At 66.0% G+C, this 26,267-nt stretch carries 22 protein-coding genes and 1 riboswitch; of the genes, 13 read left to right on the top strand and 9 right to left on the bottom strand.

Annotated features, from left to right (window positions below):
- Positions 1–126 precede the first annotated feature (126 nt).
- Positions 127–477 (bottom strand): hypothetical protein, encoded by a 351-nt coding sequence (locus tag ASC68_RS20445; RefSeq protein WP_055883279.1) that lies wholly within the window; start codon positions 475–477, stop codon positions 127–129.
- Here ASC68_RS20445 and ASC68_RS20440 point away from each other — a divergent pair.
- Both ASC68_RS20440 and rpoH read left to right on the top strand, forming a co-directional pair.
- Positions 476–1,495: an RluA family pseudouridine synthase gene (locus ASC68_RS20440; protein ID WP_055883277.1), complete on the top strand. Its 1,020-nt coding sequence runs from the start codon at positions 476–478 to the stop codon at positions 1,493–1,495. The two genes, ASC68_RS20445 and ASC68_RS20440, sit on opposite strands and share 2 nt — an antisense overlap.
- Before the next feature lie 379 nt (positions 1,496–1,874).
- On the top strand, positions 1,875–2,762 hold the full coding sequence (gene rpoH / locus ASC68_RS20435; protein WP_055883274.1) for an RNA polymerase sigma factor RpoH: 888 nt from the start codon (positions 1,875–1,877) through the stop codon (positions 2,760–2,762).
- A 253-nt stretch (positions 2,763–3,015) separates the two neighbouring features.
- Here the strand turns inward: rpoH and blaOXA are convergent, their stop codons facing one another.
- Together blaOXA and ASC68_RS20425 are read right to left on the bottom strand one after the other, a co-directional pair.
- On the bottom strand, positions 3,016–3,876 hold the full coding sequence (gene blaOXA / locus ASC68_RS20430) for a class D beta-lactamase (RefSeq protein ID WP_162247953.1): 861 nt from the start codon (positions 3,874–3,876) through the stop codon (positions 3,016–3,018).
- A 215-nt stretch (positions 3,877–4,091) separates the two neighbouring features.
- Positions 4,092–4,742, bottom strand: a complete 651-nt coding sequence (locus ASC68_RS20425) for a thiamine diphosphokinase (RefSeq protein ID WP_055883271.1) — start codon at positions 4,740–4,742, stop codon at positions 4,092–4,094.
- Between the two features lie 74 nt (positions 4,743–4,816).
- A riboswitch (TPP riboswitch) is annotated at positions 4,817–4,914 on the top strand.
- Between the two features lie 65 nt (positions 4,915–4,979).
- On the opposite strand from ASC68_RS20425, the gene thiB reads away from it, so the two are divergent.
- From thiB to ASC68_RS29390, 4 genes are all read left to right on the top strand, one after another.
- On the top strand, positions 4,980–5,972 hold the full coding sequence (gene thiB, locus ASC68_RS20420) for a thiamine ABC transporter substrate binding subunit (protein WP_055883269.1): 993 nt from the start codon (positions 4,980–4,982) through the stop codon (positions 5,970–5,972).
- Positions 5,947–7,563 carry a hypothetical protein gene (locus ASC68_RS20415; protein ID WP_055883267.1) on the top strand — a complete coding sequence of 539 codons (1,617 nt, stop codon included), beginning with the start codon at positions 5,947–5,949 and terminating at the stop codon, positions 7,561–7,563. Before thiB ends, ASC68_RS20415 begins: the two co-directional genes overlap by 26 nt.
- Complete coding sequence (locus ASC68_RS20410; protein ID WP_055883265.1) at positions 7,550–8,182, top strand: ATP-binding cassette domain-containing protein; 633 nt, start codon at positions 7,550–7,552, stop codon at positions 8,180–8,182. Before ASC68_RS20415 ends, ASC68_RS20410 begins: the two co-directional genes overlap by 14 nt.
- A gap of 238 nt (positions 8,183–8,420) precedes the next feature.
- Positions 8,421–8,957: a sugar O-acetyltransferase gene (locus tag ASC68_RS29390; protein ID WP_055883263.1), complete on the top strand. Its 537-nt coding sequence runs from the start codon at positions 8,421–8,423 to the stop codon at positions 8,955–8,957.
- 299 nt (positions 8,958–9,256) lie between these two features.
- Here ASC68_RS29390 and ASC68_RS20400 read toward each other — a convergent pair whose 3' ends face one another.
- Positions 9,257–11,407, bottom strand: a complete 2,151-nt coding sequence (locus ASC68_RS20400; RefSeq protein WP_055883261.1) for a hypothetical protein — start codon at positions 11,405–11,407, stop codon at positions 9,257–9,259.
- Between the two features lie 49 nt (positions 11,408–11,456).
- The gene (locus ASC68_RS20395) at positions 11,457–12,746 is read right to left on the bottom strand and encodes an adenylosuccinate synthase (protein ID WP_055883259.1); all 1,290 of its coding nucleotides are present in this window, start codon (positions 12,744–12,746) and stop codon (positions 11,457–11,459) included.
- Positions 12,747–13,146: 400 nt separating this feature from the next.
- Here ASC68_RS20395 and ASC68_RS20390 point away from each other — a divergent pair, with 400 nt between their 5' ends.
- From ASC68_RS20390 to ASC68_RS20375, 4 genes are all read left to right on the top strand, one after another.
- Complete coding sequence (locus ASC68_RS20390) at positions 13,147–14,520, top strand: FAD-binding oxidoreductase (protein ID WP_055883258.1); 1,374 nt, start codon at positions 13,147–13,149, stop codon at positions 14,518–14,520.
- A gap of 153 nt (positions 14,521–14,673) precedes the next feature.
- Positions 14,674–16,059: an FAD-binding oxidoreductase gene (locus ASC68_RS20385; RefSeq protein ID WP_156387390.1), complete on the top strand. Its 1,386-nt coding sequence runs from the start codon at positions 14,674–14,676 to the stop codon at positions 16,057–16,059.
- Between the two features lie 152 nt (positions 16,060–16,211).
- A complete protein-coding gene (locus tag ASC68_RS20380; RefSeq protein WP_055883256.1) occupies positions 16,212–17,156 on the top strand; it encodes a DMT family transporter in 945 nt (314 codons plus the stop codon).
- Positions 17,153–17,605, top strand: a complete 453-nt coding sequence (locus ASC68_RS20375; protein WP_055883254.1) for a GNAT family N-acetyltransferase — start codon at positions 17,153–17,155, stop codon at positions 17,603–17,605. The genes ASC68_RS20380 and ASC68_RS20375 overlap by 4 nt, the downstream gene beginning before the upstream one ends.
- Before the next feature lie 59 nt (positions 17,606–17,664).
- Here the strand turns inward: ASC68_RS20375 and ASC68_RS20370 are convergent, their stop codons facing one another.
- Positions 17,665–18,471 (bottom strand): helix-turn-helix transcriptional regulator, encoded by an 807-nt coding sequence (locus tag ASC68_RS20370; protein ID WP_055883252.1) that lies wholly within the window; start codon positions 18,469–18,471, stop codon positions 17,665–17,667.
- A gap of 118 nt (positions 18,472–18,589) precedes the next feature.
- On the opposite strand from ASC68_RS20370, the gene ASC68_RS20365 reads away from it, so the two are divergent.
- Positions 18,590–18,970: a hypothetical protein gene (locus tag ASC68_RS20365; RefSeq protein ID WP_055883250.1), complete on the top strand. Its 381-nt coding sequence runs from the start codon at positions 18,590–18,592 to the stop codon at positions 18,968–18,970.
- Positions 18,971–19,083: 113 nt separating this feature from the next.
- Positions 19,084–20,331 carry an epoxide hydrolase family protein gene (locus ASC68_RS20360; RefSeq protein ID WP_055883248.1) on the top strand — a complete coding sequence of 416 codons (1,248 nt, stop codon included), beginning with the start codon at positions 19,084–19,086 and terminating at the stop codon, positions 20,329–20,331.
- Positions 20,332–20,554: 223 nt separating this feature from the next.
- Here ASC68_RS20360 and serA read toward each other — a convergent pair whose 3' ends face one another.
- From serA to ASC68_RS20345, 3 genes are all read right to left on the bottom strand, one after another.
- Positions 20,555–22,141 (bottom strand): phosphoglycerate dehydrogenase, encoded by a 1,587-nt coding sequence (serA, locus tag ASC68_RS20355; RefSeq protein WP_055883342.1) that lies wholly within the window; start codon positions 22,139–22,141, stop codon positions 20,555–20,557.
- 98 nt (positions 22,142–22,239) lie between these two features.
- Positions 22,240–23,424: a phosphoserine transaminase gene (locus ASC68_RS20350; RefSeq protein WP_055883247.1), complete on the bottom strand. Its 1,185-nt coding sequence runs from the start codon at positions 23,422–23,424 to the stop codon at positions 22,240–22,242.
- Positions 23,425–23,604: 180 nt separating this feature from the next.
- Positions 23,605–24,705 (bottom strand): hypothetical protein, encoded by a 1,101-nt coding sequence (locus ASC68_RS20345; RefSeq protein ID WP_156387389.1) that lies wholly within the window; start codon positions 24,703–24,705, stop codon positions 23,605–23,607.
- 368 nt (positions 24,706–25,073) lie between these two features.
- On the opposite strand from ASC68_RS20345, the gene ASC68_RS20340 reads away from it, so the two are divergent.
- Positions 25,074–26,264, top strand: a complete 1,191-nt coding sequence (locus tag ASC68_RS20340; RefSeq protein ID WP_055883245.1) for a CE1758 family FMN-dependent luciferase-like monooxygenase — start codon at positions 25,074–25,076, stop codon at positions 26,262–26,264.
- Positions 26,265–26,267: the final 3 nt, after the last annotated feature.

Raw genomic sequence — 26,267 nt, 5'->3', positions numbered from 1 at the left:
AGGGCACAACGGTCCCGTCCATCCGGTCCCTGGCTGGTGGCCGCCAGCCGGGGACCGCCTACTCTGAACAGAGTCGGCAACAATCAACATGCAAGGGTCGCCGACTGCTGGCTTCGCCACAAACTACTACTCGCTGACCACAGGCACTTCGCGGATCATCTCGCCCGACTTACCATCGAAAATGCGCACGCTGGTCAATGGCCCGAGCTTGTAGGTGACGGTCACCCGGCCATCCGCCGCGACCGCCGAAACCACTTCGCCACCGGCCGGAATCTTCAGCGCGGCGATGACGTAGTCGCTGCCGGCTTTGCTGTCGCTCTGCGATGCGCGGTAGACAAGTGCGCCGCCGATGGCGATAAGGCCCACGACCAGTAGCCCCATCGACACCATGAAGGACTTGCGCGCCCGGGCCAGTACGGCCTTCGCTTCCGGCGTCAGTTCCGGGGTGGTTTCGGGTTTGTCTTGAGGATCGCTCATGCAGGAAATTTCCGGCGAGGAACAGGAGTGGCAGTTGCTGGTCGATGCCGCCGACGCCGGCAGCCGGCTGGATGCCGCACTCGCCCGTGCCGTACCGGTCTTCTCGCGCAACCGGATCAAGGACCTGATACTGGCCGGAAGCGTCGCGATCAATGGGCGAGCTGTCACAGAGCCCAAATACAAGCTGCGCGATGGCGAAGAAGTCACGCTCGTCGCCCCCGAGCCGATCGAGGCCGAGCCGACCCCCGAGAACATCCCGCTCGATATCCTCTACGAAGACGACCAACTGATCGTCATCAACAAGCCGGTCGGCATGGTGGTCCACCCTGCCCCCGGCAACCACACCGGCACGCTGGTCAATGCGCTGCTCTACCATTGCGGCGACAGCCTCAAGGGCATTGGCGGGGTAAAGCGCCCGGGGATCGTCCACCGCCTCGACAAGGATACGTCCGGCGTCATGGTCGCCGCCAAGACCGAGCAGGCGCATAACCACCTCGCCGCGCAGTTCGCCGATCACGGCCGCACGGGGCCCCTCCACCGAGCCTACATGGCTTATTGCTGGGGCCGCACCCAGCAGGCCTCCGGCACCGTCGAGGCGCCGCTCGGCCGCGACCCGGCCAACCGGCTGAAGCAGGCGGTGCGCCAGGATGGCCGCGAGGCCATCACCCATTACTGGGTCGAGGCCCGCTTCGGCGACGAGGGCTGGGACATTACCCGCATCCGCTGCGAACTCGAGACCGGCCGCACCCACCAGATCCGCGTCCACATGGCTCATATCGGCCACCCGCTGGTTGCCGACATGGTCTACGGCCCAGGCTTTGCCACCAAGGTCAACCGCCTGCCCGACCAGGCCAAGACGGCCGTAGCGGCGCTGGGCCGGCAGGCATTACACGCCGCCGAACTCGGCTTCGAACACCCGACAAGCGGCGAGGAAATGCAGTTCGAGGCGCCGCTGCCGCCTGATCTCGAGGCGCTGGAAGCGGCGATCGAACCATTCGATCGGGCGTTTGCGCGGTAGAGTGCTTCGCCGTCGGCGGCAGCGGCGTGCACGAGTTGACCCGCTGCCTCACCTCCCCACCGGATGTCATCCCTGCGAAAGCAGGGACCCAACCATCAGCTGGCGCAATCGGTGAATTGGGTCCCTGCTTTCGCAGGGATGACACCGAGTAGGTGGGGCAAGCGGTGCCTCCAGGGTGAGCGCCGGAGGGGAGTGGCAGACCACAAACCCGCCTGCAAGGTTCACGCAACCTTCGTGGTCTACCAACGTTTTCATGCAGGGTCGGTGGGTCTTATCAAGACCGATTTTCGACCTATATATCTCTGACAGTCAGCCGTGTGCCGGACTGGACACGGCTGCGTATCTGCCCGTGACTACGGGGGAAAGACGAGGGTGCATTATGGCCCAGACCAATCTGCCAATTCTTTCGGCTGAGGGTGGACTCAGCCGCTATCTCCAGGAAATTCGTAAGTTTCCGATGCTTGAGCCTGACGAGGAGTACATGCTCGCCAAGCGCTACAAGGAGCATCAGGATCCCGGTTCCGCCCAGAAGCTGATCACCTCGCATCTGCGCCTCGTGGCGAAGATCGCCATGGGGTATCGCGGCTATGGCCTGCCTATCTCCGAGGTCATCTCGGAAGGCAATGTCGGCCTGATGCATGCGGTGAAGCGCTTCGAGCCCGAAAAGGGCTTCCGCCTCGCGACCTATGCGATGTGGTGGATTCGCGCTGCCATTCAGGAATACGTGCTGCGCTCGTGGTCGCTGGTCAAGATCGGCACCACCGCGGCGCAGAAGCGGCTGTTCTTCAACCTGCGCAAGATCAAGGGGCAGATCGCCGCCCTCGATGACGGCAACCTCCACCCCGACCAGATCAAGCAGATCGCGACGACGCTGCACGTCACTGAAAGCGACGTCGTCTCGATGAACCAGCGCCTCTCGGGCGACGCCTCGCTCAACGCGCCGATGCGCGCCGACGAAGGCGCCTCGGAGTGGCAGGACTGGTTGGTCGACGATACGCCGAGCCAGGAGACCACCCTCGGCGAGACCGAGGAATTCTCCGAGCGCATGGGCTTGCTCACCAATGCGATGAGCGACCTCAACGAGCGCGAGAAGGCGATCTTCCAGGCCCGCCGCCTGCGCGACGAGCCGGCGACGCTCGAAGAGCTGGCGCAGGAATACAATGTCAGCCGCGAGCGCATCCGGCAGATCGAAGTCCGCGCCTTCGAAAAGGTGCAGGAAGCCGTGCAGAAGGCGGCACACGCCAAATCGCGCGAAGCCAGCCTCTGAGCGTTTTCGACCTAAGTAATGAAAGGGCCGCCCGATGGGCGGCCCTTTCTTTTGTTTGGGCTGCATACCTGCAGTCGGCGCACCCTCTCCCGTTTACGGGGGAGGGGGGACCACGCGAAAGCGTGGTGGGAGGGGGGTGCCACAAACTCTGGCGCCTGCCCCATCCGCTTCGATCAGTGCGTGGGGCACNCTCCCCCGCAAGCGGGGGAGGGAATCCCGACTGACAGCTCACCGGACGCCGGCCAACTAATCCCTACCCGTTCTGCGGTGGCCCGATCACCGGCACCACCGCCGGGCGCGGTTGTTGTGCCCAGGCGAATTCGCCCTTGCCCCATTTGGCGAAGCGCGCCAGCAATGCGTCGCGGGCGCGCATGCCCGCCGTGCCAGATGTCTTCTTGTTCTCGCGGATCAGGTAGGCGAAGGCCAGCCGCTCGCCATCGCGTTCGGCCCAGCCGACGAACCAGCCGGTCTGCCGGCGCGAGTTGAAGGTGCCATCGGCGTTGCGCTCGTAATAGGTGCCGGTCTTGCCCGAGACGGTCCATTTGCCGGCCGTAAAGCTCGGCATGATGGCGACCACCGCGGCCTGCGCCGCCGCCGTTGCCGGCAGCTCGCCCGCCAGCATCCGCCGCACGAACCGCACCTGCTCTTCCGGGGTGATCAGCAGCGACGAGTTGATCCACGAACGCAGCAGGCTGTTGTTCTTGCCCGGGTCGCCCGAGATATCGGCATTGCCATAGTCGAAATCGCTGACGTACTTGCCGAAGCGCTCGGCGCCCATCTCGGCGACCAGCACGCGCGAGTACCACAGCACCGAATCGCGCAGCCAGGTGGCGGGCGTGGTGGTCACCTTCCAGTCCGCCCGGTTGGCGTCATACTCGGCCTTGTACGGCCAGGCCGGCTCCTCCGCCCCGGTGAGAATCCCTGCATCGAACCCCATCACCGCCAGCGGCACCTTGAACGTCGACGCTGGCGAGGTCGGCGTGGCGCAACCGCCGCCCTCCTGCAGCCGCACCGCGCCGCTTTCGGCGTCGACTATCAACGTGCATACCACTTCCGCCCGGCTCGCGGACACGGCGGCAAGGCTCAGCAATAATGCTGCAATCAGAACTTTCACGAATGGCCCCAAGCTCTTAAAGACCGCGACATGTAGCGGGGATTTGGGCGGAATTTCGCCGGAACGGGGGTTTTCGACCGATAGAGACGGCCCCCTTCCGGCCTCCCCCATAAAGGGGGAGGTGAAGAGTCGGGCTTGTGGCCCGATAGTGCCTGAAACTCGATGCGGCACCTCCCCCTTTATGGGGGAGGATGGGAGGGGGCCGTCTCTATCAGTCAGCGTTTCTCCAGCAGCAGCTTCGCAATCAGCTGCGCCAAGTACTTCCGCGGCAGGATCAGCAAATACGGCGCATGCACGCCTTCCTCCGGCACGATCCGGAACGGCCCGGTCAGCGCCTCGTTCGAGGTGCCCGTCCGCACCCCTGGCGCGAGCTTCACCGCGTCGAGCGGGTATTTCAGCCCTTCCGAAGTCCAGAAGGTTATCGCCGCCAGCGGGTGGATCGAGACGCGCTCGCCCGGATCGACGGTGAACGAGAACGCCTTGGTCAGCGGCAGCGCCACGTCCTCTTCGTCGACCAGCACGATCTTCCGCTTTGCCGCATATTTGGCCACCGCATCGAGCGCGGCCAGCGTGTGGTCGAAGCGTCGACCGGTCATCCCCAGCGCCACCGTTACCGGGGCGCGGGTCGAATAGAGCGACTTCTCGAAATCGGTGGTTTCCTGTTCGCTGATCTGCATTAGCCGGGTCTTGCCCAGCCAGGAGTGCGGGTTCTTCAGCGAATCGAAATCGCCGATGATCAGCTCGGGCTTGAGGCCGGCCTCGACGATCTGGTCGGCTCCGCCATCGGCTCCGACCAGATGGCCGCCCGAAGCGTAGAGCTCGCGCAGGAGGTCGAAATCGACCGTCCCGCCGCCAACGATGACCATCAGGTCGTCAAAGACCGCAACGGAAGTCTGGGGGGCACGCGCTTGCACGGAGGGAAAACTCTGTCTATCTGTCAGCTGTCTCGCTGGGGTGTTCCGGGCCTTCCGGAGCTGAGAGTTACCCATTGAACCTGAACCAGGTCATGCTGGCGGAGGAAGTTCGAGATGGCAAGGGCGCGACAGCGTCCGATCCATTGACGTCCCCTTCATTCACATGGCCGCAACCGAAGGGAACGATTTATGCGCTCGTTCGCACACTTCGCGTTGGCGGCAGTCATCTGCGCCACCGCCCTGCCTGTCCTCGCCGAGGACAAGCCGATCCTCAACATCTACACCTATGATGGCTTCGCCGCCGAATGGGGGCCCGGCCCCGGCCTCAAGGCCGGCTTCGAGCAGACCTGCAACTGCACCATCGAGTGGACGACCTCCGAGGACGCTATCTCGAACCTCCGTAAGGTGCAGCTCGAGGGCACCGCGACCAAGGCCGATGTCGTGCTCGGCCTCGATACCGCGACCTCGGGCGAAGCTCGCGCCACCGGCCTGTTTGCCCCGCACGGCCTCGCTCCTGAGGGCCTGGTGCTGCCGTGGAACGACGCCGAGTTCGTGCCCTTCGATTACGGCTATTTCGCCTTTGTCTATGACAAGCAGAAGACGCCCAACCCGCCGACCTCGTTCGAGGAGCTCATCGCGCTGCCCGCGAGCTTCAAGATCGTCATCGAGGACCCGCGCTCGTCGACACCCGGCCTCGGCAATGTGCTGTGGGTCGAGGCCGCCTATGGCGACCGCGCGCCGGAGATCTGGAAGGGCCTGAAGCCGCACGTTCTCACCATGACCCGCGGCTGGTCGGAAGCCTATGGCCTGTTCCTCGACGGCCAGGCTGACATGGTGCTGAGCTACACCACCTCACCCGCCTATCACGCCATCGCCGAAGACAAGCACAACTACGCCTATGCCCCCTTCACCGAAGGCTATGTCGCGCAGGTCGAGGTGGCCGGCGTGCTGAAGAGCTCCGATCAACCGGAGCTCGCCAAGGCCTTCCTCGCTTACCTCACGACGCCGGAAGCGCAGAAGATCATCCCCACTACCAACTGGATGTATCCGGTGATCGACCTCGGCGCCGACCTGCCCGCCGAGTTCGGCAAGCCGCCGGCAAAAGTGCTGGCGATCGACGAAGCCGCGCTTGCCGCCAATGGCCGGGCCTGGGTCGATGCTGCTCTCGCCGCGCTCCAGTAACCTGGTGCTGCCGCACCGTCCGCTCCGGCTCATCGCCGGGGCGGGCATCGCAGCGGCCATCGCCACGCTGGTGGCGCTGGTGCTGCTGGCGATCCTCGCCACCGCGGCGGGCGAACCGTCACGCCAATCGAGCGTCGACGTCTGGCACCTGGTGTCGATGACCGCCATCCAGGCCGGGCTCACCACCGTACTGTCGCTGCTCGTCGGCACGGCGCTGGCCTGGGCGCTGAACCGGCTGCGTTTCCCCGGCCGCGACCTGATCGTCGGGCTGTTCGCCTCCGCCATCGTCACCCCCGGCCTGATCGTCGCCTTCGGCCTGCTCTCGGTCTGGGGCCGCGCCGGCTGGGTCAACCAGCTCTCGCTGGCCGTAACCGGCCACCCGCTCGAGGTGCCGCTGTTCGGCCTCGGCGGCATTCTCGCTGCCCATGTCATCCTCGATGCGTCGTTCGCCGCCCGTATCCTCCTCGCCCGGCTCGATGCCATTCCGGAAAAGCGCCTGAAGACCGGCCAGAGCCTCGGACTCGGCGCCTGGCAGCGCTTTGAGGTGATTGATTGGCCGATGCTGCGCACCACGCTGCCCGGCCTCGCCGCCATCATCTTCCTCCTCGCCTTCACCAGTTTCCCCATCGTCTTGCTGCTCGGCGGCGGCCCAGCCAACCAGACGCTGGAAGTGGCGATCTACGCCGCGGTGCGCCTTGATTTCGACCTCCGCGGTGCCGTCACCCTGGCGCTGGTGCAGATCGGCATCTGCTCGGCCATCATCATCGCCGCGTCTGCCTTTGCGCCCATATCGGCCAGCACCGGCGGCTCGACCCCGCCGCGCTGGCGTGACGGGACTGCCGCGCGCATCGCGCAATGGACCGTCCTCGTCTTCGGCATCGTCGGCTTCGCGCTGCCGTTGCTCGCCATCCTCATCGACGGCATTGGGCCCGGCATCATCGAGGTGGCGAGCCGCCTCAGCTTCTGGAAGGCGCTCGGCACCAGTCTCCTGCTCGGTTCCGGCTCGGCGCTGCTCACCCTGCTCTTGGCGCTCGGCATCGGCATGGGCCGCGCCGCCTCCGGCATCCCGCTGCTCCGCGTCGGCATCGGCGCCCCGGCCTATGCCTATCTGGCGGTGCCGGCCGTAGTGCTGTCGCTCGGCGCGTTCCTGTTGGTGCGCAATGCCGGGATGCTGCCCGAGGTTGCAGCCCCGGTGGTGGTACTGCTCGCCAACGCGCTGCTCTCCCTGCCCTTCGCGCTGGCGACGCTGGCGCCGCCGCTCGATGCCATTGCCGAACGGCGCGGCCGGCTGATCCGCTCGCTGGGTCTCAGCGGCTGGCGGCAGTTCGTCGCCGTCGAGTGGCCACTGCTCGGCCGTGAAGCCGGCGTCGTGCTGGCGCTGGCTTTCTGTTTCTCGCTCGGCGATCTCGGCGTCATCGCGCTGTTCGGCACCGAGGATTTCGCCACCCTGCCGCTGCTCATGTACCGGGCGCTCGGCGCCTATCGCAGCAACGACGCCGCCGCCATCGCAGCGCTGATGCTCGTGATTACCATCGCCGCCTTCGTGCTGCTGCCAAAACTGTTTGGAAAGCTCACCGATGCTCGAAGCTGACCACCTGCGCTTCACCCACCCCGGCGCGACACGCCACTTCGACTTGAGCTTTGTGGCGAAGCCCGGTGAGGTCACCGCCGTCAGTGGCCAGTCCGGCGCCGGCAAGTCGACCTTGCTCGACCTGATCGCCGGCTTCCTCGTACCCTCGGCCGGCCGGCTGACGCTCGCTGGACAGGATCTGCTGCCATTGCCGCCCGAGCAACGGCCGATCTCCATCCTGTTCCAGTCCGAAACCCTGTTCGAGCACCTCAGCGCCTACCAGAACCTCGAACTCGGCCTGCCCCGCGGCGTGACCGGCGGGCGGCAGAAGATCGAGGCAGCGCTCAACGAGGTCGGGCTGCCGGGCGTATTGAAGCAGCGCGCCGACACCCTGTCGGGCGGCGAGAAGCAGCGCGTGGCTCTGGCCCGCACTTTGCTGCGCGACCGACCGGTGCTGCTGCTCGACGAGCCGTTCTCCGCCCTCGACGACGACACCCGCGGCACTATCCGCACGCTGGTGAAGTCGCTGACCGAACGGCAGCAGTGGATCACGCTCCTGGTCAGCCACCATGTCGACGACGTCGAAGCGCTGGCAACGCGGCGCTACCAGCTGCGCGACGGTATGCTGTTCGAGGGGTAGAGGGCTGAGGGTCGCGTGGCACCCCATTGGCCGGTGCGGGCTGCCCCCCACCCCTGTCCCCTCCCCGCAAGGGGGAGGGCGACCCTCACACCAGCATCTCAGTCTGCGTCTCCCTCCCCCTTGCGGGGAGGGATCAAGGGTGGGGGTCAGGTTGCGCCGGTAGTAGCAGCGAGTCGCTGTCCAGCCCGCGCTGAACGCGCGCTACACTAACCCTCCGATTCTCCCCGGAAGCCCCGCCATGTCCGAAGCCAATCCTGCCCGTTCCCCCGAGGGGCGGCAGATGTTCGAGAACCTCAAACGCGCCGTGCGGCTGAGCGCCCGGCTGAGCGACATCGGCTTTGATGACCTCGAGAGGCTCTGCACCGCCTTCAGCGAGCTGATCGGCAAGCCGGTGGGCGAGCGCTTCATGATCATCCCGCCCTTCTCCACCGATTGCGGCCTCAACATCACCGTCGGCAACAACGTCTTCATCAACCAGGGCTGCCACTTCATGGACCTGGGCGGCATCAGCATCGGCGACGACGTGATGATCGGGCCGAAGGTGAACCTGGTTTCCGCCGGCCATCCGACCGATCCCCAGCAGCGCCGCAACGGCATCGTCAAAAAGCCCATCACCATCGGCAACAATGTCTGGATCGGCGCCGCCGCGACGATCCTGCCGGGGGTCAGCGTCGGCGACAACGCGGTGATTGCGGCTGGGGCGGTGGTGAGCCGGGATGTGCCGGCGAGCACGATCGCCGCCGGCGTTCCCGCGCGGGTGTTGAAGCGGCTGTAGTGCTGGTGGGGCTGAGCGAACGTCCCTTCTCCCCTCAGGGGTCGCGGGACGAGGGCGTAGCCCTCGCCCGGAGGTGGCCGAAGGCCGGTTGAGGGGTGAAGCGGCGAAATGCGCACTCGCTGAGAAGCTGAACCCCTCACCCGAGTTCCGCTACGGACCTGAAGGTCCTAGCTGCACTACCCTCTCCCCTGAGGGGAGAGGGGGAAGCCCGCTGGCTGTCATCCTAGGTGAAGTCCGATCCTCAAAACAAAACGCCCGGACCTCAGGTCCGGGCGTCTCGATGATTCTCTCTCAGCCGATCAGTTCGCGGCAGCCACCGACTTCGTCCACTCGCCCACCACTTCGGTGAACATCGTCTCGGCCGCGGCGTCCTTTTCGAGCGTGATGATCGCCCGCTTGCCGGTGGCATAGATCAGCGCCAGATCCATCCACTTGCGCGAGGTGAGCAAGCTGCTGTTGGCGGTGATGTCGGCGGGCGAGGCGCTGAGCGCGAACAGGAACGAGTTGCCGACGACGCGGGCCGAAGCGCCGACCAGAGGCGTTCCCTGCACCAGCTCTTCGTTTTTCAGCAGCACGCCCGGGAGGCCCGCGATCGAGCCGCCGATAAAGCTGTCGGTCACCCGGAAGTTCACTTCCATCAGGTGGCTGGCCGGGAGACTCGCATCGGAGTTCTTGCGGATCAGCACGTCGACGGCGAGGTTGCGCGCCGGGATGTTCGCCTTGCCGATCAGCGTCGGCAAGCCCATCTCGTCGGTGCCCTTGCTCCACTCCACCGTGCCTGAGAACGGCACGGCGCCGGTGGTGCCGCTGTCGGAGGCTTCGAGCAGCAGCGACTGGCTGCCGGCGAGGCTGGCCGGATCGACCGAGGCGGCTGCCTGCGTGGCATCGGTTGCCGCCGTCTGCTGGTCGGTACCGAGGCGCTCCTCAGGTGCCGCTGGCACCAACCGGCTCAGTTCCGCCGGCGCGGCGGCAGTCTCGGTGCCGAGGCGATCGTCCGTCGCGCCCAGCTCGGCGGTCGGCGTATCGCTCTCGGCTGGTGTCGCCGTATTGCCCGGGCCGGTGGCCGGGGTGTCGGTCGTGGTTTCGGCCGGCGTCGGAGCGGTGACCGCTGCCTGCTGCGTCGCCGGAGCGCCGCGCCCGAACATCTGGTCGAGGTCGATGAAACCTTCACGCCAGGCCCAGAAGCCGGCGCCACCGGCGCCGATCAGCAGCACGGCGAAGACGATCAGGAAGATGGTGACGGCTCCGAGGCCGCGACGTTCGTCCTCGGCCCGGGCGCGCGGGAAATTCGGCTCGGTATCGCGCTGCTTCTTGCCGCGCGGCTCACGGGCATCGCGGGCAAAGGCGCTGGCTTTGGCGGCCTTGCCTTCGCGCTGCGGGCGCGCATCGGCCTTGAGGATCGACGGCGCAAAGCCGTTCTGCCGGGCCGGCGGTTCGTCGGCCTCGTCGTCGAAGGCGCTGTAGCCACCGTTGATGACCGGCTCTTCGAACTCGGTATCGCCGCGCGCTTCGCGGTCGAGCGTCGCGATGGCGCGATCGATCGCGCCCTGCGGATCGGCAGGCGGGGCCTCCACCTCGACCTCGCGCACCGCCGACATGGCGGCGGCAATCGGCGGATCGTTGAACAGCGCCACCGGCTCGGACATCTGGCGGGCAGCGGCCTGGCCGTTGCGACCCGCGGGCTCCATACGGGGCGCCGGCAGTTCGCGGCGCGGCTCCAGCACCGGGCCACGGGCGGCGCCACCGATCGGGGCGCCGAACGCGGCATTGCCGGTACGGCTCTTGGCGGCTTCGGCCCGCGCCACGATCGAGGGCAGCGGCGAGCGGCCGGTCGGCGACCTGGCCGGAATCGGCGAGCGGACCGGCGACGAGCGCTGCTGCAGCTCCTCGCCGTCGTCCTCATCTTCGTCGGACGGCAAGGGAGCGGCGAGCTGCGGCTGCTGGCGCTGCGTCGAGGGCACCAGCTTGGGTACGGGCTTGCCCATCGGCTTGGCGTCGGGGCGCACGATCGAGCGCGACCGGTCCGATCCCTCGGTCTGCTCGGCATTGGCGGCTGCGATGATCTCTTCGATCGAACCGCCCGGCGGCAGCGGCCGTGGCGGCTCCTTGCCGTTCTGCGGCACGGGCTTGGCGACAGGTTTGGCGACAGCCGCCGGGGCCTTCTTGGCCGGCGGCTCGAAATAAACCGGCGGCGGCGGCGGATTGTCTTCCTTGCCCGAACCGAGGCCGGCGATCACCGCCTCGCTGGCTTCCTGCTCGACCTGGCGGATGCAATCCTCGAGCTGCAGGCGATGTGCGGTGATGTCGCGAGCAGCCAGCGGCGGATTGATGGCGCGCAGCTGCCCGACCAGCGCGGCACGCGCCTTCTCGTAGACCGCGCGTCGCGCGGCGCCGTTATTCTCCGGCAGAGCTTCTACCGCCCTACGTAACAGCTCTTTGTAGTCCGCCATTGGCTAAGCGACATCCGTAATTTAGGGGGCCAGTTCTACCGAAAAAAACTCAATCTTGGAACGGGTCCTGAACCAGTATGGTATCCAGCCTTTCCGGGCTGGTGGAGAGCATGGCGACCGGCGCCCCGATCAGCTCTTCGATGTACCTGACGTACTTCACCGCCTGGGCCGGGAGTTCAGACCAGCTTCTCGCCCCTGCCGTTGTTTCCGACCACCCCTCGAGGGTCTCGTAAATCGGCTTAACAGCAGCTTGTGCTCCCATTGAGGCAGGCAAGTAGTCAATTTTTTGACCATTGAGCTCATAGCCCACGCACACTTTGAGCTCTTTGAGGCCGTCAAGAACATCCAGTTTCGTCAGCGCGATGCCGTTTATCCCCGAAGTTCTCACCGTCTGACGCACCAGCACCGCGTCAAACCACCCACAACGGCGCGGCCGCCCGGTGTTGACGCCGACTTCGCGGCCGACGCTCGACAGGTGCCGGCCGATCTCGTCGTCGAGTTCGCACGGGAACGGCCCCTCGCCGACGCGGGTGGTATAGGCCTTGGTGATCCCCAGCACATAGCCGATCGCCGTCGGCCCGAGGCCCGAACCGGCTGCGGCCTGGCCCGCTACCGTGTTCGACGAAGTGACGAACGGATAGGTGCCATGGTCGTTATCGAGCAGCGCCCCCTGCGCGCCTTCGAACAGGATGCGCGCCCCGGCGCGGCGCTTCTCGTCGAGCAGCCGCCACACCTGGTCGACATAGGGCAGAATCTTGCCGGCCACTTCCATCAGCTCGTCGTAGAGCGACTGTGCCGAGAGCTCTGCCATGCCCATGCCGCGGCGCAGCGCATTGTGATGCGCCAGCAGCCGCTCGATCTTGGGCATCAGCGTCTCGGGCTCGCTGAGGTCGCAGACCCGGATGGCGCGACGGCCGACCTTGTCTTCATAGGCCGGGCCGATGCCGCGGCGGGTGGTGCCGATCTTCAAACCGGAATTGCCGCTCTCGCGCACCGCGTCGAGCTCACGATGGAGGCTGAGGATCAGCGGCGCATTGTCGGCGATCTTCAGCACTTCAGGCGTGACGTCGATACCCTGGGCGCCGATCTTTTCCACCTCGGCGACGAAGTGGTGCGGATCGACCACCACGCCGTTGCCGATGACACTCAGCTTGCCGCGCACCACGCCCGAGGGCAGCAGCGCCAGCTTGTAGCTGGTGCCGTCGATGACCAGCGTATGACCGGCATTGTGACCGCCCTGGTAGCGCACCACCACATCGGCGCGCTCCGACAGCCAGTCGACGATCTTGCCCTTGCCCTCGTCACCCCATTGGCTGCCGACGACGATCACGTTTGCCATGCGCTTATTGTCCCTCAGGAAGCGGCAGCCCGGCCGGGCGTGCTGCCGGCGGACCGCAAAGATCAGTTTCGTTTCGCTGCAAGCTGACCCGTGCGGCTTCCGCTGGGGAAGTCCGAGGTAGTTGCGGATGTCCTTTAGAGCAGTCCTTCTCAGATGACAAATCCCGTCACGTCGCACCCGCTGGAGGAGATCGGAAAATGTGGTGCAGCCCAGGGTTGGTCTCTCGACCAACCCAATGCAGGCGCGGCCCGGAAAAGTCGCAGACTTTTTCCGGTCGATCTCTCAGTCGGGGAGCGCAGACAGGATTCAACGATGCGATGTCTCGCTCTAGCAATCACGGATAGTCACACCCATGTTACCGCAACCCAGCGCGCCAACCCGAGAACCTGAGGACAAGGTTATGCCCCTCTCGACTGCCGCGAATGCCTTCCGCCTGCCCGCCGGCTCTGCCGGCCGGGTGATCACAGCAACCGATTCCGACTACGACAAGCTCCGCACCGTCATGTACGGCGGCTACGATAAGCGCCCCGCGCAGCTCGTCCGCGTCGCCGATGCCGCCGACACTGCCGCCGCCATTGCCTATGCCCGCGACAACCAGCTCGAACTCGCCGTCCGCAGCGGCGGCCACAGCGGCGCCGGTCATTCGACCACCCATGGCGGCCTCGTCATCGATGTCCGCGACCTCAACGAAATCAACATCGACGCCGCCAATCGCACGGTTTGGGTCGGCGCCGGCGTTACGGCTATCGCCCTCACCGAAGCCCTGGCCCCGCACCAGCTGATCGTCGGCTTCGGCGACGCCGGCACGGTCGGCATCAGCGGCATCACGTTGGGCGGTGGCGTGGGTTATCTGGCGAGGAAGCATGGCCTCTCCATCGACTCGTTGCTGGCGGTCGAGCTCGTCACTGCCGATGGCCAGCAACTGCTCGCCGATGCCGCCAATCACCCGGAACTGTTCTGGGCGCTGCGCGGTGGCGGCGGCAATTTCGGCGTCGTCACCCGGCTGAAGTTCCAGCTGCATCCGCTCCCCGCCTTCACCGGCGGCATGCTGGTACTGCCGGCCACCGCCAAGACCATCGTCGGCTTCGTTGCCGCCGCCAAGGCGGCGCCCGAAGAACTCTCGGGCATTGCCAACGTCATGCCCGCCCCGCCCATGCCGTTCCTGCCAGCCGAGCAGCACGGCAAGATGGTGATCCTCGCCATGCTCGCCTTCGCCGGCGAGCCGGACGCAGCCGACAAGGCGCTGGCGCCATTCCGGGCGCTCGGCACCCCGCTGGCCGATTTCGTCAAGCCCGGCCCCTATGCCAGCATGTATCCGCCCGAGGATCCGGACTACCACCCGACGGCGGCGGCGCTGAACCTCCTCGTCGACCGTATCGGCACCCCCGAGGCCGAGACTATCCTCGGCTACCTCGAGGAATCCGACGCGAGCCTCAGGGTCTGCCAGATCCGCGTGCTCGGCGGCGCGCTCGGCCGCGTTGCCCCCTCGGCCACCGCCTACGCCCACCGCAAGAGCCCGATCATGATCAACGTGGCGGCGTTCTACGATGGCGAGGCCGACAAGCCGAAGAAGGAGGCCTGGGCCGCCGACTTCGCCAAGGCGTTGAACCAGGGCGACGATGGCGTCTATGTCAACTTCGTCGCCGACGAGGGCCCTGCCCGCGTCCGCGCCGCCTATCCCGGTGACACCTGGGACCGGCTCAGACAGGTGAAGCGGGCCTACGACCCGGAGAACCTGTTCCGGCTCAACCAGAACATCCCGCCGGCCGCCTGAGGCCACCATACCGGGGTGTCAGCTCGACGCCCCGGTATCCCCGCACCTCAGCACATTCCTGATCCGGCGCTGAGCGGCACATTCATTTGCCGTTCAATCTGCCGCCCCTAGAGGCCGCGCTCTCCAAACGCAACCTCAGCGAGAATTCAGGGAATGGACAAACGCTTTCCGCTCGAAGACCAGATCGACATGCTGGCCTCGAGCCTGCGCGGCCGCGTCGTAACGCGCCGTGATGCGGCTTATGACGAGGTGCGCACCGTCGCCCTCGGCAATTTCGACCGGCGCCCGGCGGCGGTGATCCGTGTCGCCAATGTCTCGGACGTGGCGGCAGTGATCAACTTCGCCCGCGCCACCGATCTCGAACTGGCGGTCCGCAGCGGCGGCCACAGCGTCGGCGGCCATAGCGGCACCGAGGGTGGCCTGGTCATTGACCTGCGCGATCTCAACGGCATCGAGATCGACGGCGAGACCAGCACCGTTTGGGCCGGCACCGGCCTCAGCTCCGGCGAAGTCACCCGCGCCGTCGAGCAGCACGGGCTGATCGTCGGCTTCGGCGATTCCGGCACGGTCGGCATTGGCGGCCTGACGCTGGGCGGCGGCATCGGCTACATGGTGCGCCAGCACGGCCTCACCATCGACTCGCTGCTGGCGGCCGAACTGGTGACGGCGGCCGGCGACATCCTCGTCGCCGACGCCGACAACCACCCGGACCTGTTCTGGGCGCTGCGCGGTGGTGGCGGCAATTTCGGCGTGGTGACGCGCCTGAAGTTCAAGCTCAACCCGCTGCCCTCCTTCGTCGGCGGCCCGCTGGTGCTGCCGGCCACGGCCGAGAACATCGCAAAATTCGCTAGCCTCGCCGATGCAGCGCCGGACGCACTGTCGACCATCGCCATGGTCATGCCGATCCCGCCGGTGCCGTTCGTCCCGGCAGAGTTCCACGGCAGGCTCGCACTGATCGGCATGATGGCCTTCTCCGGCACGCCCGACGCCGCGACCCAGGCGCTCGCCCCGTTCCGCGCCATCGCCACGCCGATCGCCGATCTCGTCGGCCCGGCGCCCTACTCCGCCATGTACGCCATGGACCCGCCTCCCGAGATGCGCCCGGCCGTCTCGTGCCGTTCGCGCTTCGTCGACCGGTTCAGCGTCGAGGCCGCGGCAAAAATGCTGGCGGCACTCGAAGCCTGTCCCAGCCCGATGAAGATGGGGCAGATCCGCGTCCTGGGCGGCGCCTATTCGCGCGTCGCCACCGACGCCACGGCCTTCGCGCATCGCCAGGGCAAGATCATGGTGGCGTTCCTCGCCATGTATGAAGGCGGCGCCGACGTCATCGCCCATTTCGACCGTTGGGCCACCGAGGCGGTCACCAGCGTCAGTGAGAAAAACGCCGTCGCCTATGTCAACTTCCTCGGCATCGAGGGTGGCGAGGGCCTCCGCGCCGCCTATCCCGGCTCGACCTGGGACCGACTGCGCCAGGTCAAGGCCAAGTACGATCCGGAAAACCTGTTCCGGCTCAACCAGAACATCCCGCCGGCGGCCTGACGGGCTGGCGCGACGCGCCAAGCCTCACGTCTTGTTTGTCGCGCTTCCGAACCGGAAAAGTCTGCAACTTTTCCTGGAAGCACTCTATGTTCGCGCCTTCTTCGGCCGCCATCTTTCGAGGTGGCGGCCGATGCACGAACCATACGGCCCCGATGACGAACTCCTCTGCCGCGACCGGCAACCGCGCGTTCCACGCCCTGATGGATCGCCCCTATCTGATCCTGATCCTCACCACGCTGTTCTGGGGCGGCAATGTCGTCGCCGGCAAGCTCGCGGTCGGCCATATCGATGCGCATTCGCTGATGATCCTGCGCTGGACCGGCGCGCTGCTGCTAGTGCTGCCCTTCGCTATCGGGCCGCTGAAGCGCGATTGGCCGGTGATCCGGGCTAAATGGTGGCTCTATCTGTTCTACGGCGCCGTGGGCTTCGCCACCTTCAACGTCCTGGTCTATGTCGCCGCCTACTACACTTCCGGGGTCAACACCTCGCTCGAGCAGGTGGCGGTCAACATCTTCGTCATCATCCTCAACTTCGCGCTGTTCCGCACCCGGGTGCGCGGCCTGCAACTCTTGGGCGTACTGGTCACGATTCTCGGCGTCGCCATCATCGCGACGCATGGCGACCTGACCCGCATCCTGACGCTGGAAGTGAACCTCGGCGATCTGCTCGTCATCCTCGCCTGTTTCGCCTACGCCATCTATTCGATCGCGCTGCGCTGGCGCCCGCCGACCCACTGGACCAGCTTCCTCGCCGCCACCTGCAGCGGCGCCATCCTTGCCTCGTTGGGCTACCAGGCGACGCTCGGTAATGGCACCGCGAACCGCGACAACCTCGCCGCCATCGATCTGCAGGGCTGGCTGATCGCCGCCTATACGGTGATCTTCCCCTCGGTGATCTCGCAGATGCTCTATGTCCGCGGTGTCGAACTGATCGGCTCCAACCGCGCCAGCCTGTTCGTCAACCTGATCCCGCTGTTCGGCACGGTCGGCTCGGTGATCGTCCTTGGCGAAGCGCTGCAGCTGTTCCACATCGTCGCCGCAATCCTCGTCGCCGCCGGCCTGGTGCTGGCGGAATATTCGGCGCGGCGCGGCACATGAGCGGGATCGAACTCCGACCGGCGACTTCTGCCGACTACGATGCTATCGCCACTATCTGGCACCTGAGCGCCGGCCTGCCGGGCGTCGGCCCGGTGCAACTACCCAGCCTCGAGCGGCTGCGGCAGCGGGTCGACGTCGAGATGGAGGCTGGCTGGAAGGTGACGGTGGCTGAGGCCGGCCCGGAGATCATCGGCTTTATCGCCATCAAGCCGGAAGCCGCCATCCTCGACCAACTGTTCATGCATCCCGAAGCGCGTGGGCTAGGTCTCGGCCGGCTGCTGCTCGATGCCGCCAAGGCGCAGATGCCTGATGGTTTCACCCTGTTCACCCGCCCCGGCAATACGCCGGCGCGCCGCTTCTACGAGAAGCACGGGCTGGTTCACCTGCGCGACGAGCTTCACCCGATTTTTGGTGATCCGATCGTCTGGTATGGGTGGAAGCAGGGGTAGACCTCTCACGCTGGTGCGTGGGGGTGAGCCACAAGCTGGATGTCGCGGCGAATTACCCCTCACCCCACCACCGCCGCCAGCAAAGCTGCCGTCTCCGCATCCGCCGGCAAGAACGCCTCGATCACCAACTCGCTGAGCGTGATCTCGGTGGGCGTGCCGAACACCGTGGTGGTGGAAATGAAGCTCGCCACGGCGTCGCCGAAGCGCATCTTCATCGGCACGAATACCCCGCCATGCTCGTCGCGCCCTTCATAGCCGGGAGCGATGCCGGAGATGTCGCGCAGCTCTTCCAGGAGCTCGGCGATGGCGGGGTCGCCGCTCGCTTCAAGCTGCGCCGCCACCCGCCGCAGGATGTCTCGGGCCCATTCGTCGTAGTTGACGATCAGCCGCCCCAACCCCTCCTGGTGCAGGCTGAGCCGTAGCACGTTGATCGGCTCCTGCAGCAGCGCCTGGTCCCTGACCTGCGCCAGGAACGGCGCCGCCGCGGCATTTGCCGACACCAGGTTCCAGCCGCGATCGACGGCGATGGCCAGGTACGGCTCATAGGCCTTGAGCACCAGATCTACCGCGGCGCGGGCCGGCGCCAGATCCGGGTGGTCGAGCCGCCGCTCCGGATAGACCGGCGCGTACCCCGCCGCGAGCAGCATCAGGTTGCGGATCCGCAACGGCACGCCGAGGCCGGAGGCGATGCGCAGCACCACCTCGCGGCTTGGGACCGAGCGTCCGCTTTCGATGAAGCTCAGGTGCTTCTGGCTAAGCTCGATCTCCAGCGCCAGCGAGAGCTGGCTGAAGCGGCGGTGCTGGCGCCAGTCGCGGATGTAGTCGCCGATGGAACGGTCGGAGGCCGTGGCTTGTGCGTGGGTCATGGCGCCGACCCTACCCCGCCGCGGCGTCGGTTCAATTACCTCTGCGTTAGTTGAGACGAGGAAGCGGGAGGTAGAAATGTGTCGCCGTCAACAAACGAACCCCGACGGAGAAACCGAAATGAACCTCATCCGCTTTGCCCTCGTTGCCGATGCCGCCGCGACCGTGGCCACCGGCGCGCTGCTTGCCATCGGCGGCAGCCTGCTCGCCGACCTCACCGGCCTGCCGGCAACCGCCACCCAGCCGCTCGGCCTGTTCCTCATCGCTTTCGCCGCCTTCGTCGGCTGGGTCGGGATACAGCGTGAGACGCCGCGCGGCGCCGCGACGCTGATCGTCCTTGTCAACGCCGCCTGGGTCGTCGGCAGCCTCATTGTGCTCTTGGCCGGCACCTTCCCGCTGACGCTCCTCGGCGTTGCCTTCGTCATCGCCCAGGCCGTCGCGGTCGCGGCGCTCGCCGCCCTGCAATGGGTCGGCCTCGGCCGGGCTCGCGCCCTCGCCTGACCTCGCACATCACGGCGGACAACCGGCGCTGCTGACAGGCTCTGTCAGCAGCGCCGGCGCATGGTTCTGGGGCCGGCAGAGACCGGCGCCGAAACAGCGAGGATGACCCGGAAATGCCCCTGACCCGTCGATCCCTCATCAAGTCCGCCATCGCCGCAGCCCTGGTGCCGGCGTTCACGGCCATCGCCCATTCCGCAGCCCGAGGAGAGACCACCATGACCACCGCCAAGCCGTTCAAACTCGCCATCGCCGACGCCGATATCGCCGACCTGCAATATCGCCTGCGCAGCGCCCGCTGGCCGGTCGAGGTTGCCCCCGACACCTGGGAGCGCGGCATCCCCGGCGGTTACCTCCGGCAGCTGGCCGAGCGCTGGGCCGCCTTCGACTGGCGCGCCCAGGAGGCTGAACTCAACCGCTACGACCAGGTGATGCTCGAGTTCGAGGGCGAGCATGTGCACGCCTTCCACATCCGTTCCAGACACGCCGACGCCATGCCGCTGGTGCTCTGCCATGGCTGGCCGAGTTCGGGCATCGAATACCTGAAGCTGGTCGAGCCGCTGACCAACCCGGCGGACGGCAAAGACGCCTTCCACCTCATCATCCCGACCGCCCCCGGTTTCGGCCTCTCCCCTGCCCCGCGCCAGCCCGGCTGGACTGCCACGAAGACCGCGGCCGCCATCGCCGAGCTGCTCAACCAGTTCGGCTATGATCGTTTCGCCGTCCACGGCACCGATATGGGCTCCGACGTCGCGGCCCAGCTCGACGTGCTGACCAACGGCCGCGCCATTGGCCTCCATCTCGGCACCGACCTCGACAGCGTCATCGCCGTCGCCTCGTTCATGGGCGGCGACCTCTCCCAGAACCCGGCGCTCACCGCCGAGCAGAAAGAGCGCGCCGGCGCCCTGTTGGCCAAGGTCGCCGATCGCAACGGCTACATCGCCATCCAGTCGACCCGGCCCAAGACGCTGGGCTATGCGCTGAACGACTCGCCGATCGGCCAGCTGGCCTGGATCGCCGAGAAGTTCAAGGCCTGGACCAACCCGAACAAGGCGACGATCGAAGCGGCGGTCGATATCGACCAGTTCCTCACCAATGTGAGCCTCTACTGGTACGGCGGCGGCGGTTCGGCTTCGGCCAATGCGCTGTGGGAAGCCTTCAAGGCCATGGGCTGGGCCCCGCCCAGCGCCACCCCGCGCGGCGTCGCGGTGTTCAACGCCAGCGACCTGGTCCGCCCCCTGTTCGACCCGCAGCAGCAGATCGGCCACTGGAGCGAGTTCACCGCGGGCGGGCACTTCCCGGCGATGGAAGAACCAGCGCTGCTGGCCGGGGATCTAAAGACGTTCTTCCGTCCGCTGCGGTAGGCATTTGACGGTCAGTTGGCCACTAACTTGCCTCCTCCACCGGCTGTCATCCCAGCGAAAGCTGGGACCCAACTCACCCCCCGCGCCAGCCGATAGATGGGTCCCAGCTTTCGCTGGGATGACACCGAGTTGGTGGGGCGAGCGGTGCAAACCACCAACGATCCACACCAAACAAAAAGGCCGGGCAATGCCCGGCCTTTCCGTCTGAACCCAACCCTGCGGCTTAGTTGAACGCCACGGCCTTGGCCTGGCGCACGCCGGGGAGCCCGGCAATTTCCTTGAGCTGCTCCGCCGTCACCTCGCCGTCGATCGACAACAGCGCAATCGCGTCGCCGCCCACCTCGGCGCGGCCGAGGTTGAAGTTGGCGATGTTGATGCCGAGGTTGCCGAGCAGCGTGCCGAGCCGGCCGATGTGGCCCGGCTTGTCCTCGTTGGTGACGTAGAGCATCGACGGGGTCAGCTCGGCATCCATGTTGATGCCCTTGACCTGGATGATGCGCGACTTGCCATTGGCAAAGATGGTGCCGGCAATGCCGCGCTCCTGCCGCTCGGTGATCACCGTGAGGCGGATATAGCCTTCATAGGCCCCCTGCTGGTCGCGGGTGATGATCTCGACATTGATGCCACGATCCTTGGCGATCTGCGGCGCCGAAACCATGTTCACCTCGGCCACCTGCGGCTTCAACACGCCGTTGATCGCCGCGGCGGTCATCGGCTTGGTGTTGAGCGCCGCGACATTGCCCTCGTACTCGAGGCGGATGCCCTTGATCGAGGTCTCGGTCAGCTGGCCGGCGAACGAGCCGAGCGCCTCGGCGAGCTTCACCCACGGGGTCAGCCGCGGCGCTTCCTCGGCGGTGATCGAGGGGAAGTTCAGCGCATTGGTGATCTCGCCGGTATTGAGATAGGCCGAGATCTGCTCGGCCACCTGCAGCGCCACGTTCTCCTGCGCTTCGGTGGTCGAAGCGCCGAGGTGCGGGGTGGCGATGAAGTTGGCGAGCTCGAACAGCGGGTTGTTCTGCGCCGGCTCCTCGACGAACACGTCGAACGCCGCGCCCGCCACCTTCCCCGATTTCAGCGCCTCATAGAGCGCCGCTTCATCGACGAGGCCGCCACGGGCGCAGTTGATGATGCGCACGCCGTCCTTCATCTTGGCGATGGCCTCGGCATTGATGATGTTGCGGGTCGCGTCGATCAGCGGCGTGTGCAGCGTGATGAAATCGGCACGCTTCAGCAGCTCGTCGAGCTCGACCTTCTCGACCCCGATGGCCTGCGCGCGCTCCGGCGTCAGGAACGGATCGAACGCCACCACCTTCATCTTGAGGCCCTGCGCCCGGTCGGCAACGATCGAGCCGATATTGCCGGCGCCGATCAGGCCGAGCGTCTTGTTGGTGACCTCGACGCCCATGAAGCGGTTCTTTTCCCACTTCGATGCCTTGGTCGAAGCGTCGGCTTCGGGGATCTGCCGGGCCAGCGACAGCATCAGCGAGATGGCGTGCTCGGCGGTGGTGATCGAGTTGCCGAACGGGGTGTTCATCACGATGATACCGGCCTTGGTGGCGGCCGGGATATCGACATTGTCGACGCCGATGCCGGCGCGGCCGATCACCTTCAGGTTCTTGGCGGCGCTGAGGATCTTGTCGGTCACCTTGGTCGCCGAGCGGATGGCGAGGCCGTCATACTGGCCGATCACCTCGAACAGCTTGTCCTTGTCCTTGCCGAGATCGGGCAGGTAGTCGACGTCGATATTGTTGTCCTTGAAGATCTGGACCGCGGTCTTCGACAGCTTGTCCGAAACGAGAACCTTGGGCATGTCGCCCTCCATGCTGTTGCGGCTCCGGGCTTGACCTCAGACCGCGTGAAACTTGGGGAAGTGAGCCGCCCCGGTGGGGCGGCTGGAAGCAATGGTGCTTAGGCGGCAGCCTGTGCCAGCGCGGCCTTTTCGGCGGCGAAGGCGTAGTCGAGCCACGGGGTCAGCGCCGCAAGGTTCGCGGTCTCGACCGTCGAGCCGGCCCAGATGCGCAGCCCCGTCGGGGCATCGCGGTAGCCGCCGATATCATAGGCGACGCCGGCCTTGTCGAGCCGCGAGACGATCGCCTTGGCGAAAGCCGCCTGCGCGTCGTCGGAGAGCGCGGTGATCGCCGGGTCCTTGATCACGAGGCAGATCGAGGTGTTCGAGCGCTCGGCCTCGTTCTTGGCGAGGAAGGCCGCCCAGTCGGACTTGGCCACCCAATCGGCCAGCACCTTGGCATTGGCATCGGCGCGCGCCTGCATGCCCTTCAGCCCGCCGACGGTCTTGCCCCACTCCATCGCATCCACCGCGTCTTCGATGCACAGCATCGACACGGTGTTGATGGTAGCGCCCTCGAAGATATCGGCCATGAGCTTGCCGCCCTTGGTCATGCGGAAAATCTTGGGCAACGGCCAGGCCGGCTTGTAGGTCTCGAGCCGCTCGACAGCGCGCGGGCTGAGGATCAGCACGCCATGCGCCGCTTCACCACCCAGCGCCTTCTGCCAGGAGAAGGTGATGACATCGAGCTTCGAAAAATCGAGGTTCTGCGCAAATGCGGCAGAGGTCGCGTCGCAGATCGTCAGGCCCTTGCGATCGGCCGGGATCCAGTCGGCGTTCGGCACCCGGACGCCCGAGGTGGTGCCGTTCCAGGTGAACACCACGTCATTGTCGAAATTGACGGTCGAGAGGTCCGGCAGCTCGCCATAGGGGGCGGTCAGGGTGCGGACGTTCTGCAGCTTCAGCTGCTTCTGCACGTCGGTGACCCAGCCCTCGCCAAACGATTCCCAGGCCAGCATATCGACGCCGCGGGCGCCGAGCATCGACCACAACGCCATCTCCACGGCGCCGGTATCGGAAGCTGGGACAATGCCGATCAGGTAGTCCGCCGGGACCTCGAGCAGCTCACGCGTCAGCGCGATGGCCTTCTCGATGCGCTGCTTGGCCGGCTTGGCGCGATGCGAGCGGCCAACCAGCGCGTTGGCGAGCACGTCCACCGTCCAGCCAGGACGTTTGGCACAGGGGCCCGACGAAAAATTGGGGTTAGCCGGTTTCACTGCCGGCGCAGTCAGGGGCAAATCAGCCATGGCGACCCTCCCAGGTCGAAAGCCTTGCGTTAGGGCAAGGTGTCCTGAGACGGGCAGATACTCCTCATGACGTAAGCGCGTCAAGCGTCCAAAAGTCGGAGACGGAGCGAATTCCGCGACGACAATACCTGTGCCGGTCACCTGCCTCGCACAACGCCACGTCGACGTGACTGGGAGCGCCTATCGCACTTCAAACAGGCGCAGAGCGTAGGTCGCCACGGCAACCAGATTCCCGCCTGGAGCGACGTCGACGACGGACCCGCCCTCGGGTGAGGATTTCGTAATCCCCGTGACGATCAATTGACCGCCTTCGATTCCGCCCACCCATAGGAGTCCTTCTTCCGTGCTGCTGAAGAACATCGGACCGTCGGCTCCCGCAACCAGATCGGCGTCGAAGTTGAACACCTGGGATCGCGATAGGTCGAGGGCGAGATTCTCCGCGTCGCTAAGGACGGGTGTTCCGGAGGACAGGTCGAACAGCCAGAGGTTCTTGTCGGCGCTGCCCACGGCGCAGTTCACCACCAGAAGCCAATTGCCCAGAACCGAGATGTTGTTGATCCCGCGCTGCGCCTTCTCGTTATAGCGAACTCGGAACAGCTCGCTGCCATCCCGAACGCTGAGCCCCACCAGATCGCCATCTTCTGACCCGGTGACGACCGTGGTGTCGTTCCAGAGCGCGAGGCCCCTAACATTATGCAGCTGCCACGGATTGGACGGTGCATTGGGCGAGGCGACATTGATGTGCCTCAGGATCGAGAAACCGCCGTCAGGACCCTGCTGCCAGTAGATGACGGCACCACTTTCATGACCAGTAACCAGCAGCTTGGCGCCGTCGACTTCGGTGATGAGCCCGCTATTGGCGGGTCCGTAAGTCGGATCGTAAGGCAGGTTGGCGACAAGCTCGAAGTCTTGCTCTGCATCGGCTGCCCCGTCTCGGCGCCACACGGCGAGACTTTCTCGACCATCGGACGATACGATCGTCGAGCCATCAACTGCTGCCACCATTTCGACGCCCTGCCCCGAAGGCAGGGCCATCGCCTGGGTAACCATGGGTCCCCACTCTCCTGCCTTGGGCGTCCGGAATAACGACAGCGTTCCGTCCCACCGTCCGACAACGAAGTGTGTGGGGTCGAACCAGTCCATGGTCTGGGCGAAGAGTACAGTGGTGCCGGCAGGCTTGATTGTCTGCGCGGGAAGGTCGTCAGCCAGGGCCGCACTTGCAGCCGCGATCAGGATTGAGAGAACGCCGACAATTCTCTTGCCGATCTTATTGCCTGACATGATTTCCCTCATCCCCAATTCTGCCGACAATATCTCAGCTCCGATCAGAGATTGCCACAATTAACTATAGTCTCCACGCCTTTCGGGAGCGTATCTTGCAGCACATAGATCAGGCGGCACCGCACACTACTTGTCACTGGTCAGAACGATGTGTTGGCCTCGCGATATCCTCGATCTACTGGCTTGGCTGCATCTAGGCGCCACAGCAGGGCCGCTCGTCAGAAGTTTGTTTGAGCGTGCCAGGATGACGGTTAGGCATGTTGCGGCTGGGCGCTTGGTTGACTACGCCGCTCCAGATCAGTTGCCCACCTTGATAGATGCATGCGCATACATATATCTTCGGCAACCGCAGCCTTAGGAGGCATGTCATGCAGTTCGGAATCTTCTCGGTCAGCGACGTCACCCGCAACCCGCTCACCGGCAACACACCCAGCGAGGCGGAGCGGATCGATGCCATCGGCCGTATCGCGCAGCGCGCCGACGAGGTCGGCCTCGACGTATTCGCCATTGGCGAGCATCACAACCCGCCCTTCTTCTCGTCCTCGCCGACGACGCTGCTCGCCCATATCGCGGCGCTGACGCAGCGCATCATCCTGTCGACCTCGGTGACGCTGGTCACCACCAACGACCCGGTGAAGATCGCCGAGGATTACGCCATGCTGCAGCACCTGGCCAAAGGCCGGGTCGACCTGATGCTGGGCCGCGGCAACACCGTGCCGGTCTATCCCTGGTTCGGCCAGGACATCCGCAACGGCGTGGCGCTGGCGCTCGAGAACTACAACCTGCTGCATCGGCTGTGGCGTGAGGATGTGGTCGATTGGCAGGGCAAGTCCCGCACGCCGCTGCAGGGCTTCACTGCCATTCCCCGGCCGCTCGACGACGTGCCGCCCTTTGTCTGGCACGGCTCGATCCGCACGCCCGAGATCGCCGAGCAGGCGGCCTATTACGGCAATGGCTATTTCGCCAACAATGTCCTCGCGCCCAACTTCCATTTCCTGCCGCTGGTCAACTTCTACCGCGAGCGCTTCGAGCACTATGGCCACGGCAGCAAGGAGCAGGCCATTGTCGGGCTGGGCGGACACGCCTTCATCGCGAAAAACTCGCAGGATGCCCATGAGCGCTTCCGGCCGTTCTTCGAGGGCAACCCGATCTATGGCTCGAGCTACAGCCTCGAGGAGTATGCGAAGAACACGCCGCTCAGCGTCGGCAGCCCGCAGGAGATCATCGACAAGACGCTGAGCTTCCGCGAGGCCTTCGGCGATTACCAACGCCAGCTCTGGGTGGTCGACGCCATGGGCCTGCCGCTCGAGGCGGCGCTGGAGCAGGTCGAGCTGCTGGGCACCGAAGTGGTGCCGGTGCTGCGCAAGGAGATGGCCGCGCGGCGTTCGCCAGGCGCCGCCGAGGCGCCGACGCACGCGAGCCTGGTCACCGCCAAATACGGTGACGCCCCGGCGCGGCAGCCGACGCCCAACCCCAACCGCGGCGACAATCTGACCGGCACCCGTCCCTACCAGGACACCGACCCGGCCCTCGCCGCCAAGCTGCCGCTGGTGGGCTGAGCC

This window comes from Devosia sp. Root105 (genome assembly GCF_001424865.1).
In the GTDB taxonomy this organism is placed as follows: domain Bacteria; phylum Pseudomonadota; class Alphaproteobacteria; order Rhizobiales; family Devosiaceae; genus Devosia_A.
This window is presented reverse-complemented; position numbering and strand designations above follow the sequence as displayed.

Coding starts and splice junctions, on each gene's coding strand:
- ASC68_RS20440 (WP_055883277.1), top strand. CDS start 476: ATGCAGGAAATTTCCGGCGAGGAACAGGAGTGGCAGTTGCTGGTCGAT.
- ASC68_RS20445 (WP_055883279.1), bottom strand. CDS start 477: ATGAGCGATCCTCAAGACAAACCCGAAACCACCCCGGAACTGACGCCG.
- rpoH (WP_055883274.1), top strand. CDS start 1,875: ATGGCCCAGACCAATCTGCCAATTCTTTCGGCTGAGGGTGGACTCAGC.
- ASC68_RS20425 (WP_055883271.1), bottom strand. CDS start 4,742: ATGGTCATCGTTGGCGGCGGGACGGTCGATTTCGACCTCCTGCGCGAG.
- thiB (WP_055883269.1), top strand. CDS start 4,980: ATGCGCTCGTTCGCACACTTCGCGTTGGCGGCAGTCATCTGCGCCACC.
- ASC68_RS20415 (WP_055883267.1), top strand. CDS start 5,947: ATGCTGCTCTCGCCGCGCTCCAGTAACCTGGTGCTGCCGCACCGTCCG.
- ASC68_RS20410 (WP_055883265.1), top strand. CDS start 7,550: ATGCTCGAAGCTGACCACCTGCGCTTCACCCACCCCGGCGCGACACGC.
- ASC68_RS29390 (WP_055883263.1), top strand. CDS start 8,421: ATGTCCGAAGCCAATCCTGCCCGTTCCCCCGAGGGGCGGCAGATGTTC.
- ASC68_RS20400 (WP_055883261.1), bottom strand. CDS start 11,407: ATGGCGGACTACAAAGAGCTGTTACGTAGGGCGGTAGAAGCTCTGCCG.
- ASC68_RS20395 (WP_055883259.1), bottom strand. CDS start 12,746: ATGGCAAACGTGATCGTCGTCGGCAGCCAATGGGGTGACGAGGGCAAG.
- ASC68_RS20390 (WP_055883258.1), top strand. CDS start 13,147: ATGCCCCTCTCGACTGCCGCGAATGCCTTCCGCCTGCCCGCCGGCTCT.
- ASC68_RS20385 (WP_156387390.1), top strand. CDS start 14,674: ATGGACAAACGCTTTCCGCTCGAAGACCAGATCGACATGCTGGCCTCG.
- ASC68_RS20380 (WP_055883256.1), top strand. CDS start 16,212: ATGACGAACTCCTCTGCCGCGACCGGCAACCGCGCGTTCCACGCCCTG.
- ASC68_RS20375 (WP_055883254.1), top strand. CDS start 17,153: ATGAGCGGGATCGAACTCCGACCGGCGACTTCTGCCGACTACGATGCT.
- ASC68_RS20370 (WP_055883252.1), bottom strand. CDS start 18,471: ATGACCCACGCACAAGCCACGGCCTCCGACCGTTCCATCGGCGACTAC.
- ASC68_RS20365 (WP_055883250.1), top strand. CDS start 18,590: ATGAACCTCATCCGCTTTGCCCTCGTTGCCGATGCCGCCGCGACCGTG.
- ASC68_RS20360 (WP_055883248.1), top strand. CDS start 19,084: ATGCCCCTGACCCGTCGATCCCTCATCAAGTCCGCCATCGCCGCAGCC.
- serA (WP_055883342.1), bottom strand. CDS start 22,141: ATGCCCAAGGTTCTCGTTTCGGACAAGCTGTCGAAGACCGCGGTCCAG.
- ASC68_RS20350 (WP_055883247.1), bottom strand. CDS start 23,424: ATGGCTGATTTGCCCCTGACTGCGCCGGCAGTGAAACCGGCTAACCCC.
- ASC68_RS20345 (WP_156387389.1), bottom strand. CDS start 24,705: ATGTCAGGCAATAAGATCGGCAAGAGAATTGTCGGCGTTCTCTCAATC.
- ASC68_RS20340 (WP_055883245.1), top strand. CDS start 25,074: ATGCAGTTCGGAATCTTCTCGGTCAGCGACGTCACCCGCAACCCGCTC.